Annotated in this window: 10 protein-coding genes; all 10 read left to right on the forward strand. The window is 70.2% G+C overall.

The window, feature by feature from the left end; all coding sequences use genetic code 11:
* The first annotated feature begins 12 nt into the window (after positions 1–12).
* The 10 genes from NWFMUON74_RS04315 to NWFMUON74_RS04360 all read left to right on the forward strand — a co-directional run bounded on the left by NWFMUON74_RS04315 (position 13) and on the right by NWFMUON74_RS04360 (position 17,205).
* Positions 13–1,329 carry a beta-ketoacyl [acyl carrier protein] synthase domain-containing protein gene (locus tag NWFMUON74_RS04315; RefSeq protein ID WP_187686693.1) on the forward strand — a complete coding sequence of 439 codons (1,317 nt, stop codon included), beginning with the start codon at positions 13–15 and terminating at the stop codon, positions 1,327–1,329.
* A 55-nt stretch (positions 1,330–1,384) separates the two neighbouring features.
* The gene (gene nbtC, locus NWFMUON74_RS04320; RefSeq protein ID WP_425343088.1) at positions 1,385–5,584 is read left to right on the forward strand and encodes a nocobactin polyketide synthase NbtC; all 4,200 of its coding nucleotides are present in this window, start codon (positions 1,385–1,387) and stop codon (positions 5,582–5,584) included.
* A gap of 334 nt (positions 5,585–5,918) precedes the next feature.
* On the forward strand, positions 5,919–6,674 hold the full coding sequence (locus NWFMUON74_RS04325; RefSeq protein WP_187686695.1) for a thioesterase II family protein: 756 nt from the start codon (positions 5,919–5,921) through the stop codon (positions 6,672–6,674).
* Positions 6,671–7,978 (forward strand): beta-ketoacyl [acyl carrier protein] synthase domain-containing protein, encoded by a 1,308-nt coding sequence (locus tag NWFMUON74_RS04330; protein ID WP_187686696.1) that lies wholly within the window; start codon positions 6,671–6,673, stop codon positions 7,976–7,978. The genes NWFMUON74_RS04325 and NWFMUON74_RS04330 overlap by 4 nt, the downstream gene beginning before the upstream one ends.
* Positions 7,971–11,066 (forward strand): nocobactin polyketide synthase NbtC, encoded by a 3,096-nt coding sequence (gene nbtC, locus NWFMUON74_RS04335; protein WP_187686697.1) that lies wholly within the window; start codon positions 7,971–7,973, stop codon positions 11,064–11,066. Before NWFMUON74_RS04330 ends, nbtC (NWFMUON74_RS04335) begins: the two co-directional genes overlap by 8 nt.
* An 82-nt stretch (positions 11,067–11,148) precedes the next feature.
* Positions 11,149–12,156 (forward strand): ATP-binding cassette domain-containing protein, encoded by a 1,008-nt coding sequence (locus NWFMUON74_RS04340; RefSeq protein WP_187686698.1) that lies wholly within the window; start codon positions 11,149–11,151, stop codon positions 12,154–12,156.
* The gene (locus NWFMUON74_RS04345; RefSeq protein WP_232110835.1) at positions 12,153–12,956 is read left to right on the forward strand and encodes an ABC transporter permease; all 804 of its coding nucleotides are present in this window, start codon (positions 12,153–12,155) and stop codon (positions 12,954–12,956) included. Before NWFMUON74_RS04340 ends, NWFMUON74_RS04345 begins: the two co-directional genes overlap by 4 nt.
* The gene (locus NWFMUON74_RS04350; RefSeq protein WP_232110836.1) at positions 12,953–13,747 is read left to right on the forward strand and encodes an ABC transporter permease; all 795 of its coding nucleotides are present in this window, start codon (positions 12,953–12,955) and stop codon (positions 13,745–13,747) included. Before NWFMUON74_RS04345 ends, NWFMUON74_RS04350 begins: the two co-directional genes overlap by 4 nt.
* Before the next feature lie 231 nt (positions 13,748–13,978).
* A complete protein-coding gene (locus NWFMUON74_RS04355; protein ID WP_187686699.1) occupies positions 13,979–15,097 on the forward strand; it encodes a glycosyltransferase family 4 protein in 1,119 nt (372 codons plus the stop codon).
* The gene (locus NWFMUON74_RS04360) at positions 15,094–17,205 is read left to right on the forward strand and encodes an amylo-alpha-1,6-glucosidase (RefSeq protein WP_187686700.1); all 2,112 of its coding nucleotides are present in this window, start codon (positions 15,094–15,096) and stop codon (positions 17,203–17,205) included. The genes NWFMUON74_RS04355 and NWFMUON74_RS04360 overlap by 4 nt, the downstream gene beginning before the upstream one ends.
* Positions 17,206–17,252: the final 47 nt, after the last annotated feature.

Below are 17,252 nucleotides of genomic sequence, written 5' to 3' on the forward strand. Positions count from 1 at the left end.
GAGGAGACGAGTATGCCGACGACGGAAGCCATCGATCATGTCGTGATTTCCGGAATGGCCGTGGAAGCGCCCGGTGGCATCGACGGACCCGGAGCCTACTGGTCCGCGCTGGCCGACGGCCGAGAGATGATCGGGCCGTTCCCCCGCGACCGCGGCTGGCCGATCGAGGAAATGCTGTCGCTGTCGCGCCTGGACGGCTGGGGCACGGTACGGGACGCGGGCGGATTTCTCGACCGCGCAGCCGCGTTCGACCCCGCCTTCTTCGGAATAAGCCGGCGCGAAGCGCTCGCCACCGACCCGCAGCAGCGGGTGGCACTGCGGGTGGCGTGGCAGGCGCTGGAGAACTCCGGGATGAATCCGGCGGCCCTCGACGCGGAGGACGCCGGGTGTTTCGTCGGTGTTCTCCCGATGGAATACGGGCCGCGCGGCGCCGAGGTCAACGAGTACAGCGGCCATCGCGTGGTCGGTCAGGTCACGATGAGCGTCGCCGGTCGGGTGTCGCACTGCTTGGGCCTGATCGGGCCGTCGGTGACCGTCGACACCGCCTGCACCTCGTCGCTGACGGCACTGCACCTGGCGGCCACCGCGGTGCGCGGCGGCGAGTGCGAGTGGGCGCTCGCCGGTGGCGTGTGCGTGATGGGGTCGCCGATCCTGTTCTACGAATTCTCCAAGCACAACGCCCTGTCGGCGGACGGGCACTGCCGGTCCTACGCCGACGACGCCAGCGGCACCCTGTGGGGCGAGGGTGCGGGATTCGTTCTGGTGGAACGGGAATCGCGCGCGCGGCGGCTCGGCCATCGCGTCTACGGCCGCATCCTGGCCTCCGCCCACAACCACAACGGGAAGGGGAAACCCATCCTCACGCCGCGAATCGACGCGCAGGAGCGGGTGATCCGCAAGACCATCGACCTGGCGGGCATCGACCCGGACGAGATCGGCATGGTCGAGGGGCACGGCACCGCGACCCGGGCCGGTGATCCGGTCGAACTCACCGCCCTGCAAAACACCTACGGCGCAACGGATTCCACCACGCTGGTGGGTTCGGTGAAGTCGAATATCGGACACACCCAGGCCGCGGCCGGAATGCTGGGCCTGATCAAGATGCTGCTGGCGGGGCGGCACGGCCGGATCCCGCCGAGCCTGCATTCGGCCAATCCCACCACCAAGGTCGACTGGGACCGATCCAGCCTGCGCCTGGCCACGGAACTGCAACCGTGGCGTGCGCGCGGCGGCGTGCGCTGCGGCGCCGTCTCGGCCTTCGGTGCGGGCGGGGCCAACGCGCATGCCATCGTCGCCATGCCCGCGCCGGAGGAGGCGGACCATGTCTAGTTATCGACTGCCCGACGGATCGGTGCCGATCCTCCTGTCGGCGGACCATCTCGGCCTGCTGCCCGCCGCGGCCGCCGCCCTGCTGTCCTATGTCGCGGAGCATCCCGAGGCGTCCCCGGATCGCGTGGCGGACATGCTGTTCCGTACCCGGCCCGCACGTCGGTACCGGGCGCTGGCGATGGTCGACTCGCGCGACGGCCTGGCCGAGGCGCTGCGGGCGCTCGTGGACGGCCGGAACCATCCGGCGGTCGTGCGGGCGGCCGAGCCCGCGGCGGCGCGCCGATCCGCGTACGTGTTCCCCGGCCAGGGCGGGCAGCGGCCGGGCATGGGCAAGATGTTCTACGAGCGCGTGCCCGCGTTCCGGGCCGAGGTCGATCGATGTGGCGAACTGTTCGCCGAGCTGTTCGGCGCCTCGCCCACGGCGTACCTGCTGGACGAGAGTCTCGATCCCGGCGACAGTGCCCGCGTCGTGCAGCCGGCGTTGTTCGCGGAAATGGCCGGGCTGGCCGCGATGTGGCGGTCGGTCGGGATCGCGCCGGATGTGGTGGTGGGCCACAGCCAGGGTGAACTCGCCGCCGCCTACGTGTCGGGCGCGATGACGCTGGCCGACGCGATCCTCGTCGTCGGCGCCCGGGCCCGCGCCGTGGACACCATCGCCTCGGACCGGTACGCCATGGCCGTGGTGGCCGCCGACCGCGACGAGTGCGAGGAACTGCTGGCCCGGCGTTCCGGCTGGGCGCAGGTGTCGGTCATCAATTCGCCACGCATGGTGGGGATTTCGGGGGAGCGGGGCACGGTCGAGGATGTCGTGGCGACCCTCACGGCGGACGATCGGTTCGCCCGCCTCATCCGCGTCGAGTATCCGGCACACACCGATCGGGTCACCGAGGTCCGGCAGCAGCTCCGCGACACCGTGGGCGGCCGGTTGCGGCATCCGCACTTCCTGGATACCGATATCGACTGTCTCGGAGCGACTCTCGGCGAAGCGGTGACCACCGATCTGCCCGTGGACGAGTACTGGTTCTGGAATCTGCGCAATACCGTCCGGTTCGACAAGGCCATCGACGCGGCGATCGCGCGGGATGTCGACACCTTCGTGGAACTCGCCGAGCATCCGACGCTGGCGCTGTCGATCCAGGAGAATCTCGCGGCCGCCGCGCCGGGCCGCCGGGTCACGGTGACCGGCACCTCCAGCCGGGCCGCGGCCGATCTGTCGGAGTTCACCCGGAATCTGGCCACGCTGGCCGTGCAGGACCTGAACTACTCCTGGGACGCGCTGCGGGACGAGTCCGATGAGCTCGTACGGCTGCCGCTGGAGGATTTCCCCAACACCGAGATGAACGAGGTGTGGCTGTGGCTGCCGTACAACGGCGGGCACGTAGACCGGAATGTGGTCCCCGACAACGAACCGGTCCGCACCGCGCCGCCCCAGCTGCTGTTCGAGACGTGGAACCGGCTGGCGCACCGGAACCTGACGCCGCCGCGCTCGCTGGGCGTCGTCGACCACACCGGGCAGTGCGCCGAACTGGCCGCCGCCCTGTGCGCGCACGCCCCGGACCAGGGCGCCTCGGCTCGGCTCCTCGACGTCGCGGCGGGGGACGACACCGGTGCTGTCGACACGCTCGTGGTGCTGCTGCCCGCGCTGCCGGAGCTGCCCGCCGCCGCGGCCGTCACGGAGGTCGCGGAGTTCTTCGGGACGCGCGCGTGGTGGGCCAAACCCGGTGCGGGGGTGACGGATTGGTGGCTGGTCACGGTCGGTGGCGAATCGGCGGTGCGCGACGACGCGCCGCCGCATCCGGTGCCTGCCGCGGCGGCCGCGGGATTCCGCTGTGCCGCAACCGAATGCCCGGGCGTCGCCTTCCGGCATCTGGACCTGTCGCCCGAGGCGTCCGGCGCGGACGACGCACCCACGATCATCACCGCGCTGCACACCGCCGACGAGCCGGAGCTGGCGCTGCGCGGCGGGACACTGTACGCCAAGCGGCTGGTGGAGGCCGATCAGGAAGGCGCCGCCCCGGTGGCGATGCCGGACAACGTCGTGATTCTCGGCGGCACCGGCGCGGTCGGCCTGGAATTCTGCGAGCACGCCGCGCGGCACGGCGCCCGCCGGATCGCGCTGGTGAGCAGGTCGGGGGCGACCGGGGAGGCCGGTGATCGGCTGCGCGGGCTGCGCGCTCTCGGTACTGCCGAGATCCGGGTGATCTCGTGTGATATCGGCGACGAGGCCGCCACGCGGCGGCTGGCGGACGAATTGCGGGATATGCCCGCGGGTCTGGTCGTCCACGCGGCGGCCGATATCGCCGGACTGACGAACATCGAACTGGCGAACGTCACCGCGGCCGCGGCCGAGCGCGTGCTGCGGGGCAAGGTCGTCGGCCTCACGCACGTACTGGATTCGCTTGCGCTGGAGCGGGATTGCCGATTGCTGCTGTGCTCGTCGCTGGCGGCGACCCTCGGCGGGCGCGGCATGAGCGTCTACGCGGCGGCCAACCGGATGCTCGACGCCGAGGCCCAGCGCCTGCGCGCCGCGGGCCGCGACGCCGTCTCGGTGCAGTGGGGCCAGTGGGCCGTGCACCGCGGCGCGGGCGCCTCCGCCCCCGACGTCCTGGCCGGTGTGGGATACCTGCCCATGCGCTCCGAGGACGCCGTCGGCCTCGGCCTCCGTCCCCTACGCGAGAACTCCATAGTCACGGCATTCGATTGGGACCGCGGACGTTCCGTGCTCGGACAATACGGCTACGGCCCGGTCCTGTCCCAGCTGGAAACCCCGAAGCCGATCCAGCCCGCCCCACTCCCGCCAACCCAACCGCCTACCCCGCAGCCCGTATCGAATGCTCAGCCGCCCGGGGCCCGGCCGCCCGTATCAGCGGCTCGCTCAATCGTTTCGGAGACCCACGTACCGCAACGGTTGCTGGAACTGCTGGCGGAGGTGATCGGCGCGGACGATCCCGCGACGATCGACACCGCCCGTCCGCTGGTCGCGGTCGGCCTGGACTCCCTGCAGGCCCTCGAACTGCGCAGGCGGGTCGACGAAGAGTTCGGACACGACCTACCCGTCGCCGATCTCATCGGCGGTGCGTCGCTCAACGACGTCGTACGGCTCGTGGGTGGGCGGTCGGCGTCGGTCCCTGCCATGGCCACGCTCGATTCGCACCTCGAAAACACGACGGCCGCAACGCCGCAGACCCTCGACGCGGATCGAATCGGTTCCGCCCGCAGGGATCTGGATCTCTTCGGCCTGCGCGCCATGCTGCGCGTACTGCGTCCGGTGTTGGACGTTCGGACGTTCCGCACCGACGACGAGATCGCCGCCGCGCTGGATTTCGCGCCGCGGCACCGCTGGCTGTTGCGGCAGTGGCTGCTGGCACTGACCGAGAACGGTTGCCTCGACAGCGATTCCGAGCGCGGTCACCGGTATCGCGGCGAAATCCCCGCACCGTCGCGCGGCGATCTCTACGAGGTGTGCGCCGATCTCGGTTACGCCCGCGAATTCGCCACGTTCCTGTCCGGATCGGCCGAGCGCTTGCTCGACCTGGCGCAGGACCGGCTGCGGGTGCAGGAACTACTGTTCCCCAACGGCGACATGGTCACCGCGGACACCTTCTATCGGGACAACCTGGGCAGCCGATATCTCAACAGTGCCGCCCGGCAGGCCGTCGCCGCGGTCGTCGAGCGGCTGCGGCCCGGCCGCGCGGCCGTCCGAATCCTGGAACTCGGCGCGGGCGTGGGCGGCCTGACCAGCGAGGTCGTCGCCGGATTGGCCGGGGAGCCGGTGGATTACCACTTCACCGACCTGTCCGCGTTCTTCCTCAACGCCGCGCGCAAGCGGTTCGCCGACGTGCCGGGCATGCGGTTCGGCATCGTGGACATGAACGCCGACCTGCCCCGGCAGCCGCGCTGCGACATCGTGCTCGCCGCCAACGTGCTGCACAACGCGCGGCACATCGGGCAGACCCTGCGGCAACTGCACGACCTGCTGGAACCGGGTGGCGCGGTGATCTTCCTGGAGTTCTGCCGGGCGCACTGCCTGATGCTGACCTCGGTGCACTTCCTGATGTCGCCACGCGCGGGCCAGGCCCGCGCGGGTGAGACCGATGTGCGCGCCGGAACCGACCGGATCTTCCTGACCGAGGACGAATGGCTGGACCAGCTCACCGCGGCCGGTCTGACACCGCGGCCCGTCCTGCCCGCGGCCGACCATCCGCTGGCGGTGTTGGACCAGAAAGTGTTTGTCGCCGTGCGTGATCGGACCTGACCTGCCGCCGGAGGTTTGCCGCAGTCCTGCCGCCCGGTAATAGCACGCGGGCGTGAGTGTCTATTCGGTCATGTGACCACCCTCTGTCTCCGGGCACACCCCTCGGGTATATTAGGTTTGCCTCACCTACATCGGTCCGGCATGGATTTCGATCCTGCCAGGACCGATGTCCCGAGGTGCAAGCAGTCGGGCGGAACGAGAGATGTATGAGCAGACCTGTGCGTACCTGATCGTCCGCCGTCGCGCTCGGCCGTCCGTGGGCGGGCCGATGCCTGGGATTCGCTGTGGCTCGCGCCATTCCACCTGGCAGTCCGTGTGAAGAGAGATATGTGATATGGCAACTACTCCCGGTTGGGTCAGACAGTTTCACAAGCCGCGTGCGGCCGGAGCGGCGCCGCTGGTGATCTGTCCGCACGCGGGCGGCGGCGCCTCGACATACCGGCCGTTCTCCAAGCGGCTGTCCGAGGATTTCGACGTCATCGTGCTGCAGTACCCCGGGCGGCAGGACCGCGCGCGCGAGGCGGCGCTGGGCACCCTGCCGGAGATTGCCGCCGGCGCCTTCGACGAATTCGCGCGCTCCTCGTTCAATCGGGGCGAGCCGCTCACGGTGTTCGGGCACAGCATGGGCTCGATCGTGGCGTTCGAATTCACCCGGCTCGCCGAGGCCGCCGGGCTACCGGTGCGATTACTGGGCATCTCCGGCACGGTCGCACCCTCGCGGGTGGCGGACATGCCGAACCATCCGACCGACGACGAACTGCTGCTCGACCACCTCACCGGACTCCAGGGCACCGGCACCGACGTGCTCGGCAATCGCGATCTGATGAAGATGGCGCTGCCGGTGCTCAAGGCCGACTACGCCGCCTTCGACCGCTACTCCTGTCCGGCGGACGTGCGGGTGCAGGCGCCGATCCGCGCGATGGGCGGCAGCGACGACGAGTTCGTCACCATGGGTGAGCTGTACAACTGGCAGCGCCACACCGAGGCGGACCTGCAGGTCGAGATGTTCGACGGCGGCCACTTCTATCTGCACGATCAGGTCGCGGGGGTATCGGAACTGCTTGCGGCCGAACTGGAGACGGCCGGATGAGCGAGGTGGCCGACCCCATCGTCATCACGGGCCTGGCCGTCGAGGCCCCCGGCGGCATCGAAACCCCGGCGCAGTATTGGGCGGCGCTGTCGGAGGCCCGGGACCTGACCGGGCTCTTCCCGCGCGACCGCGGCTGGCCGATCGAGCGGCTGCTGTCGCTGTCGGAAGTGGAGGGTTGGTCCGAGGTCCGCGACGCGGGCGGATTCCTCGACGCCGCGGCCGAATTCGATCCGTTGTTCTTCGGCATCACACCGCGCGAGGCGGTCGCCATGGATCCGCAGCAGCGAGTCGCGCTGCGGGTCGCCTGGCGCGCGCTGGAGAACGCCGGAATCAACCCCGGCGCCATCGACGGCGCGGAGGAGGTCGGCTGCTACATGGGCGCGTCACCGACCGAATACGGCCCGCACGCCGCGGAGGTCAACGACTACAGCGGATATCGCGCGACCGGCACCGCCCTCGGCGCGGTCGCCGGGCGAATCTCCAATTGTCTGGGCCTGGGCGGGCCGTCGATCGTGGTGGATACCGCGTGCGCCTCGTCGCTGGCCGCACTGCATCTGGCGGCCGCGGGTATCGCCGCGGGCGAATGTGAATGGGCGCTGGCCGGCGCGGTGTGCGTCATGGGCTCGCCCGGAGCGTTCTTCGAATTCTCCAAGAACAACGCCCTGTCGACGGACGGGCAGTGCAAGCCCTACTCCGACGACGCCGACGGCACGCTGTGGGGCGAGGGCGCCGGTGTCGTGGTGCTGGAACGCGAATCCCGGGCCCGGCGGCTGGGCCACCGGATCTACGGCCGCCTGCTCGCGAGCCGGGTCAACCACAACGGCGGCGGTGGGCCGATCGCCGTGCCCAGCACCGAGGCGCAGCGTCGCCTGATCCGCAAGACCGTCGAGGCGGCGGGCATCTCGCCGGAGCTGGTGGGGATGATCGAGGGGCACGGCACCGCGACCGCGGTCGGCGATCCCCTGGAACTGGCCGCGCTGCAGGACGTGTACGGCAGCGGCACGGCGCGACTGGGGTCGGTGAAGTCGAACGCCGGTCACGCCCAGGCGGCCGCGGGCATGCTCGGGCTGATCAAGGTCCTGCTCAGCGGATTGCACGGTTACATCGCGCCGACCCGGTTCGCGGACAACCCGACCACCAAGGTGGATTGGACCGCGTCGGGCCTGCGCCTGGCCGCCAAGCTCGAATACTGGCAGCCCCACGACGGGATCCGCTACGGCGCGGTCTCGTCGTTCGGCGTCTCGGGCACGAATGCCCATGCGCTGCTGGCCGTTCCGGCCGTGGAAGAGGAGATCCATGTCTAGTTACCGACTTCCGGACGGCAGCGTTCCGGTCCTGCTGTCCTCGGATACCCCGGAAACACTGCGCGCGGAGGCCACCGCCGTCGCCGGGTACGTCGCCGACCACGCCGACGTATCGCCGGACCGCGTGGCGGACATGCTTTTCCGCACCCGCGTCGCGCGCCGATACCGAGCCTTGGTGATGGCGACCGGCCGCACCGAACTGCTGTCCGGGCTGCGCGCCGTCGCTGCGGGGGAGCCGCACGCCGACGTGGTGAGTTCCGAGCAGGCCGCCACCGCGCGGCGGGTGGCGTACGTCTTCCCGGGGCAGGGCAGCCAGCGGCCCGGCATGGGCCGCATGCTCTACGACCACTCCGAGGCCTACCGCGCCGCGGTCGACGAGTGCGACAAGGTGTTCCACGAGCTGTACTCGTGGTCGCCGCTGCCGTATCTGCTGGACGCGGACCTGCCGGCCGACGACAGCGCGGGGACGGTGCAGCCCGCCCTGTTCATGCAGATGGTCGGGGTGGCTGCGATGTGGGCGGCGGTCGGGGTGCGCCCGGCGGCGACCGTGGGCCACTCGCAGGGCGAGATCGCCGCGGCCTACGTGTCCGGCGCGCAGACGCTGCGCGACGCGGCCCGCATCGTGACCACCCGCGCGAGCATCGTCGACGGACTGCAGCTGACCGGCTACTCCATGGCCGTACTCGGCATCGACCGGGAGGAGTGCGAGGACCTGCTTGCCCGGCACGCGGGCTTCGCGGAGCTGTCGGTGGTGAACTCGCCGCATATCCTCGCCATCTCCGGCGAGCGGGCGGCGGTGCTGGCGATCGTCGAACTGCTCACCGCCGCAGGGAAATTCGCCAAGGAGATCCGGGTCCAGTACCCGGCGCACACGTCCTACGTCAGCGGTTTCCGCGACCTGCTGAGCCGCACCGTCGGCGACGACATGGACAACCGGTCGTTCTTGGCCAGCGAGATCGATTTCATCGGGGGCACGCTGGGCGACCGCGTCGACCCGGAGCTGTCGATCATCGACTACTGGTATCTGAACCTGCGCAACCGGGTTCGCTTCGACCGGGCCATCGACATCGCCGCGGGCGGTGGCGTCGACACCTTCCTCGAGATCTCCGAGCATCCCACGCTCATGCTGGCCATTCAGGAGAATCTGGCCGCGGTCACCCCGCAGCGCGCGTTCCAGGCACTGGGCACCTCGCGGCGATCCGCCGAGAATCTGCGCGAGTTCACCCGCAACCTGGCCACCGTCGCGGTGCACGACGCCGGATACGACTGGGAAGCGTTGCGGGTCAGCGCTTCCGGCGGCGCGGTGGCGCTGCCGCTGCTGGACTTCCCGAACACCCGGATGACCGCCAAGACGCTGTGGGCGCCGTACCCGTACTCGGACAGCGCCACCGCGTTTGTTGCCCCACACGCGGCGGGCGAGCGCGTCGCCGACGGCACGGTCGTCCCGCAGCGCTACGCCGAACACTGGACCAGGCTGCCCCGGCGAAAGATGGTGCCGCCGCGCACCATCGCGCTGGCCGATCCGTCCGGCCGCTGCGCCGAGCTGGTGTCCGCGATCTGCGCGGCCGCGCCCCGGCACGGCGCCACGGTCGTCTACACCGACGAAACCGGCACGCCCACCGCGTCGTTCGACACCCTGGTCGTGCTGGTTCCGCCGCCCTCGGGCACCGAGGTCGCGGCGGCGGTAGACGATATCGCCGAATTCCTCGGTGACCGTTCGTGGTTGCCCGAGCCGGCCGGGGTGAGCGACGTCTGGCTCGTCACCGTCGGCGGCGAGCAGGTGCTGGAGACCGACGTCCCCGGCCTGTTCCCGGCCGCCGCCCAGGCCGGATTCCGCTGCCTGGCAGCCGAACACCTCGGCATCTCCTTCCGGCACATCGATCTGGCCGCCGACGCGGACCCGGCGACTGCCGCCAAGGGGCTGGTGCAGTCGCTGCACACGGCGGGCGAGCCCGAACTCGCGGTGCGCGACGGCGGCGTCTACGCCAAACGCCTGATAGTCGACGACACCGCCGCCGACCGGCCGCTGCACGCCGACGAGCTGCGGGAGGTCGTGATCGTCGGCGGCACCGGCAAACTCGGGCTGGATTTCTGCGAACGGTTCGTCGCCGCGGGTGCGGGCCGCGTCACCCTGGTCAGCCGCACCGGCGGTGATCCGGCCGCGGTGCAACGGATCCGGCGCATCCAGCGGCTGGGCGAGACCGAGATCGTCCGCAAGAACTGCGATGTCGGTGACGAGGCCGCCGTGCGCGCGCTGGCCGACGAGTACCGCGACACCCCGGCGACGCTGATCGTGCATGCGGCCGTGGACTATTCGGCCGCCGAGGCCGATCCCACGCCGGACACCGTTCGCGCCGCGGCCGCGGCCAAGGTCCTCGCCGTGGACCACCTGGTGCGGCACTTCCCGCTCGCCGACGACGGCCGCGTGGTGCTGTGCTCCTCGCTGTCGGCGACGCTCGGCGGCCGCGGGCACATGGTGTACGCGGCGGTCAACCGGCTGCTCGACGCCGCCGCGGCGCGTTACCGCGCTCAGGGCGTGCGCTGCACGGCGGTGCAGTGGGGACTGTGGCGGGCGGTCGGCGCGGACAACGCCGAGGCGCTCGCCAAGATCAGCGGCACCGGCCTGCTGCCGATGGAACCCGTGACGGCCGTCGCGGCCGGCTTCGCGCCGGACGCGGCGAATACGCTCGTCGCGGCGGCGGAGTGGGGCCGGATCCGCGACCTGTACACGGTATTCGGTTACCAGCCGCTGTTCGCCGAACTGCCCGAGGAACAGCCGCAGACCGCCGATTCCGTTGCGGCCGAGACCGATTCGTCGCCCGCACCGGCGGTGGAGGAGGTGTCTACTCCGGTCCGCGCCGCGCCACGGGACACCGCGGACACGGTCCGCGACGCATTGCGCGCGGTGATGGGCCTGGGCAGCACGGAGACCATCGACGGCTCGATCCCCCTGGTGGCTCTCGGACTCGATTCGCTCCAGGCACTCGACCTGCGTAAACGCGTCGAATCAGACCTGAAGCGGGACCTGCCGGTGACGGCGATCCTGGGCGGCGCGTCGCTGGACGAGGTGGTGTCGCTGCTGGGCTGAGCACGACCGGGGCGGACGACGAAAGGGTAGAAACGCGTAGCTGATTAGGTTAGCGTTACCAAAGTAATAGCCGCGGGGATCTATGAGCACTCAGACGGAGAGCATTGTGTCGGAATCAGTGACAGGCGCCGCCGGTTCGCCGGGCGCGGACAACGCGATCGTGGTCGAGTCCGTGGAGAAGTCGTTCGGCGCGGTGAAAGCCCTGCGGGGCATCACCTTCAACGTCCCCGCGGGCAGCGTGCTGGGCGTGCTCGGCCCGAACGGCGCCGGTAAGACGACGACCGTGTCCATCCTGTCCACGCTGACCCGGCCCGACGCCGGCCGGGCCGAGGTCGCCGGGTTCGACGTCGTCCGCGACGCCGCCCGGGTCCGCTCGTCCATCATGCTCACCGGCCAGTACGCCGCTCTCGACGAAATGCTCACCGGCCGAGAGAATCTCGTGCTGTTCGGCCGCCTGATGGGCCTGCGCCGCAAGTCCGCCCGGAGCCGGGCCGTCGAGCTGCTGGAGCAGTTCGGGCTGACCGAGGCCGCCGACCGGCGGGTCGGCCAGTACTCCGGCGGCATGCGGCGGCGCATCGACATCGCCTGCGGTCTGGTGCGCCCCCCGAAGGTCGTGTTCCTCGACGAGCCGACCACCGGCCTGGACCCGGTGAGCCGCCAGAGCCTCTGGGCGCTGGTGCGCTCGCTCAAGGAGCAGGGTGTCACGATCCTGCTCACCACGCAGTACCTCGAGGAGGCGGATGCGCTCAGCGACAACATCATCGTGGTCGACAAGGGCACGGTGATCGCCGAGGGCACCGCCGATCAGCTCAAGGCCCGCTCGGGCGCCAGCTACTGCGAGGTGGTGCCGGTGGACGCCGGTGACGTGCCCGCCGTGGTGACCGCGCTGTCCGGCCTGGGCGAGATCACGATCGCCGAATCGCAGGACCGGGTGTCGCTCCCCGCGCCGGACGGCGCGGTGACGCTGTCGGAGGCCCTGAGCCGGATCCAGGGCGCCGGAATCGAATTGATCGACATCGCGCTGCGCCGCCCTTCCCTCGACGAGGTCTTCATCGAGCTGACCAAGCCGACCGTGGGAGCCGGGGCGTGACGGCCGCGGTGTCCGGCCCGGCAAAGCCCGGTGTCGCCCGCGACGGCGAAACCATCCCGGCCGCATTGCAATTGAGCGCGCTGAGCGGTCGCAGCATCCGCACCACGCTGCGCGAGGGTGATGTGGTGCTGGCCTTCTTCCAGCCGCTGGTGTTCTTCGTCTGCTTCTACGTGCCGCTGCGCCGGTCGCTGGAGGGTCCGGGCATCGACTACGCCCAGTACCTGCTGCCCGTCATCGCTGTCTTCGCGATGTTCTTCACCTCGATGTTCGCCGGTGACCGGGCCGCGCGAGAGGTGGTGGGCGGCATGGCGACCCGGCTGCGTTCCATGCCGGTGCCACCCTGGATCCCGGTGACCGCGCGCATGTCGGCGAGCCTGGTGCGCACGGTGACGGCGCTGGTGGGCGCGCTGGTGATCGGCACGGTATTCGGCTTCCGCTTCCACTCCGCCGGTGGCGCGGCGCTTTTCGTGGTGCTGCTGCTGGCCTTCGGTGCGGCGCTGGTGTTCGCGACCGACGCGCTCGGCACCGTCACCCGCAACTCCGAACTCAGCGGCACCGTGCTGTTCGGGCCGCAACTACTGCTGATCATGACATCGACGGGATTCGTTCCGGCCGAGGGTTTTCCGGGCTGGATCCAGCCGTTCGTCCGCAATCAGCCGGTCTCGCAGATCACCGCGGCGCTGCGTGGGCTGGCCGAGGGCCGGTTGGTCGCCGAGCTCGGCGTCGCCGTGGCCTGGATAGCGGGCCTGCTGGTGGTCGGGGCGGCGCTGGCCGTGCGGGCGGAAGGACACCGGGCATGAGCGAAACGACCGCTGTACGAAACGATCTGGCCGCGCTGCCGACACAGAGTCTGGTGGAGACCGGTCGCCTGCTGCGCCGGTGGTCGCGGCAGCCCGAGGTGATCACCAGCACCCTGGTGTTCCCGATCCTGCTGCTGCTGATGTACGACCTGGTGCTGGACAGGGCGCTGGGCGCCACCACCGGCGGCGACCCGATCTATGGTTTCGTGCCGATGATCGCCGTGGCCGGGGCCATGTACGGCGCGATGGGCACCGGCCTGTCGCTGTTCGGGGAGCGGGAAAGCGGTCTGCTGCGGCGATTCTGGGTGCTGCCGATCCATCGCTCGGCCGGGCTGATCGGCCGCCTGCTGGCCGAATGCGGCCGCGCGGCCGCCGCCACCGTCGTGGTGGTCGTGGTCGGGATGATCCTCGGCCTGCGTTTCGAGCAGGGGTGGGCCGGTGCGCTCGGCGTGCTGGTGGTACCCGTCATCGTGATCGCCGGATTCACCCCCGTGGTGATCATGGTCGGGGTGAGCAGCGTCGGCGACAAGGTCGTGCAGCTGTTCGCCATCGTGGTGCTGGTCGGCATGTTCTTCAACTCGGGATTCGTACCGGTGCAGAACTATCCCGGCTGGCTGCAGCCGGTGGTGCGGGCGCAACCGATGAGCTGCGCCATCGAGGCGATGCGCAATTTCATGCTCGGCGGCCCGCTGGTCGTCCCCGTGCTGCAGACACTGGCCTGGGCGCTCGGGTTGATCGTCGTGTTCGGTGCGCTGGCCGTGCGCGGTTACCGCAAAGCCGCCGAGAGCTGATCCGCGCCAACGTCTCCGGGCGAATCCGAGAACAAGATCTTCCCCTGCGGTGCGACAACGGGCTAAATTGGCACTCGGCGCAAGTGAGTGCTAACCGTTTGTGTGTCTTCCAGGAGAAGGAACATGACCGTACAGTCCTCGACTCCGCAGCAGCGTATTCGCTATGACCGGACCTCGGCGCGAATAGCTCCGTTCCAGGCGCCTGCCGCGCCGGAAACCTTTCATATTGCGATGGTGGTTCCGCCCTATTTCGACGTCCCGCCGAAGGCCTACGGTGGCGTCGAAGCGGTCGTCGCGGACCTGGTCGACGCGCTGATCGAGCGCGGCCACGAGGTCACGCTGTTCGGGGCGGGTGAACCCGGCACCCGGGCCCGGTTCGTCCCGGTGTGGGACCGGATCCAGGCCGACCGGCTCGGCGACCCGTTCCCGGAGGTGGTGCACGCGTTGAAGGTTCGCCGCGCGCTGGAGGAGGTGATGGCCCGCGACGGTATCGATCTGGTGCACGACCACACCTTCGCCGGGCCGCTGAGCGCACCCTTCTACGCGGGGCTCGGCCTGCCGACCGTGGTCACCGTGCACGGTCCGGTCGACGGTGATCCCTATACGTACTACCGCGAACTCGGCGAGGACGTGTCGCTGGTGGCCATCAGCGATCGCCAGCGCGAACTCGCCCCCGACCTGAATTGGGCCGGGCGGGTACACAATGCGCTCCGGGTCGCCGATTGGCCCTTCTGTGCCGACAAGAGCGACTACGCTTTGTTCCTGGGCAGGTTCAGCGAATGCAAGGCGCCGCACCTGGCGCTGGAGGCGGCGCATGCGGCCGGTATGCCGCTGGTGCTCGCCGGTAAGTGCAACGAACCCGCGGAGAAGGCGTATTTCGACGAGGCGGTGCGGCCCCTGCTGACCGAACGCGACCACGTCTTCGGTATGGCCGACGCCGCGGCGAAGCGAAAACTGTTGTCCGAAGCCAAGTGCCTGCTGTTCCCGGTGCAATGGGAGGAGCCGTTCGGGATGGTGATGATCGAGGCGATGGTCTGCGGCACACCCGTGGTCGCGCTGCGCGGCGGCGCGGTCTCGGAGGTGATCGTGGACGGTGTGACCGGCCGCGTCTGTGACGATCCGGCCGAACTGCCGATCGCGATGCGCGAGGTGCAGGAATACGACCCGGCGGCGTGCCGGGAGCACGTGCTGGCGAATTTCAGCGCCGACACGCTGGGCCGCGGCTACGAACAGGTGTATCGCCGGGCACTGCGGGCACGGCGCTCGCGGCGGATGGTCCGGGCGGCGACCAGGATTCACGCGCTGCCCACCACGTCCGCGCCGGGCGCCATGGCGGGTGATCCCGCGTGACCGGTCCCGCTCCGCTGAATTCCGGGGAGCCGGCACTGCTGGGTGGTGCGGTCACTCTGGTCGAGGGCAGTACGTTCTGTTTGTCCGATCGCGTCGGTGATGTGGAACCCGGTACCGCGCAGGGCCTGTTCTATCGCGACGCGCGAGTGGTGTCGCGGTGGGAACTGCGGGTGGACGGCCAGCCTCCGGAACCGTTGTCGGTACTGAGCCCCGAGGCGTTCACCGCACGGTTCATCGCGCGGCGCCCGCCCCGGTCCGGCGCGGCCGACAGCAGCCTGCTCGTGGTGCGGGAACGACTGGTCGCCGACGGGTTGCGCGAGACGATCACCCTGGAGAACCTGGGCCGCGAACCCACCGCGGTCACCCTCGAGCTGTTCGCCGACGCCGATTTCGTCGACCTGTTCGCGGTGAAGGAGGGCCGCGACGGGCACGGGCGGGCCGAGGTCATGGTCACCGAGAACGAACTGCTGTTCAACGATCGCTCGGATCGCTCTCGCGGCCTGGCGATCTCGTCGTCGGAACCGCCCGCCGTATTGCCCGGTTCGCTGTCGTGGCGGGTGGTGGTGCCCGCCGGTGGGCGCTGGCAGACCGAGATCCTGGCCCAGCCGACCCTGGCCAATCAGCGCGTGCAGCTGCCGCTGCGGCCCGGCGAGCACTACGAGACCAGCGAACCCGGCCGCAAGATCGAGGCGTGGCGTGACACCGCGACCAAGCTCACCACCGGTGACCCGCTGCTCACCGCCGTATTGCAGCGCACCGAAAGCGATCTGGGCGCGTTGCAGATCCACGACGAGACCCGCGAGGGCCGTACGTTCGTCGCCGCCGGGGCGCCCTGGTTCATGACCCTGTTCGGGCGTGACAGCCTGCTCACGGCGTGGATGGCGCTGCCGCTGGATGTCGGCCTGGCGCTGGGCACCATGCAGCAGCTGGCCGAGATGCAGGGCCAGCGGGTGGACGCGCTCACCGAGGAGGAGCCGGGCCGGATCATGCACGAGATCCGGCGCGGGCCCTCCGGTGGCCTCGCGCTCGGCGGCGAGACCTATTACGGAACCGTCGACGCCACACCGCTTTTCGTCATGCTGCTGGCCGAAGCGCGGCGGTGGGGAGCCTCGCCCGAGGCCGTGCAGGCGCTGCTGCCGGCCGCCGACGCCGCGCTGGACTGGATCACCCATTTCGGCGACCGCGACGGCGACGGCTTCGTGGAATACCAGCGCGCCACCGACCGCGGCCTGGCCAACCAGGGCTGGAAGGACAGCTTCGACGGGATCAACGACGCCGCCGGGCATCTCGCCGAGACCCCGATCGCGCTGTGCGAGGTGCAGAGCTACGTGTACGCGGCGTACCTGGCGCGCGCGGAGCTGGCCGAGGAGTTCGGTGATCAGGCCGTCGCCACCCGGATGCGCGAGCACGCCGCCCGGCTGCGCACCAAGTTCGGCGAGGCGTTCTGGTTGCCCGAAAAGGGCTGGTTCGCGGTGGCGTTGGACGGCCGCAAGCGCCGCGTCGACGCGCTCACCAGCAATGCCGGGCACTGCCTCTGGTCGGGCATCGCCACCGACGAGCAGGCCGCCCAGCTGATCCAGCGGCTGTCGACGCCGGCGATGGATACCGGATTCGGTTTGCGCACACTGGCTTCGGATATGGGCGCGTTCAATCCGATGAGCTACCACAATGGTTCGGTATGGCCGCACGACACGGCCATCGCGGTGGCCGGGCTGCTGCGCTACCGGCACATTCCGGGCGCGATCGAGCTGGCCACCCGGCTGGCCGACGGCCTGCTGGACGCCGCGGCGGCCTTCGGCGGCCGATTGCCCGAATTGTTCTGTGGTTTCCCGCGTTCCAGATTCTCGGTGCCCGTGCCGTACCCGACGTCGTGTTCCCCGCAGGCATGGGCGAGTGCCGCACCGCTGCTGCTGGTGCGCTCGTTCCTCGGCCTCGAGCCGGATGTCCCGCGCCGCACGCTGACCGTGCTACCGCACCTACCGGCCCGATGGGGCCGCGTCGAACTCACCGATCTGCGGCTGGGCGGCTCGGTCATCGATCTGGCCGTGGACGGCGACCACATCACGGCGTCCAACCTGCCCGACGATTGGCGGCTGATCACGCACTGAACCGGGCGCTCTCGCACCCGGTTCGCGCGGCGAACTCGTGCGGTGCG

The organism is Nocardia wallacei (assembly GCF_014466955.1).
Lineage (GTDB): Bacteria > Actinomycetota > Actinomycetes > Mycobacteriales > Mycobacteriaceae > Nocardia > Nocardia wallacei.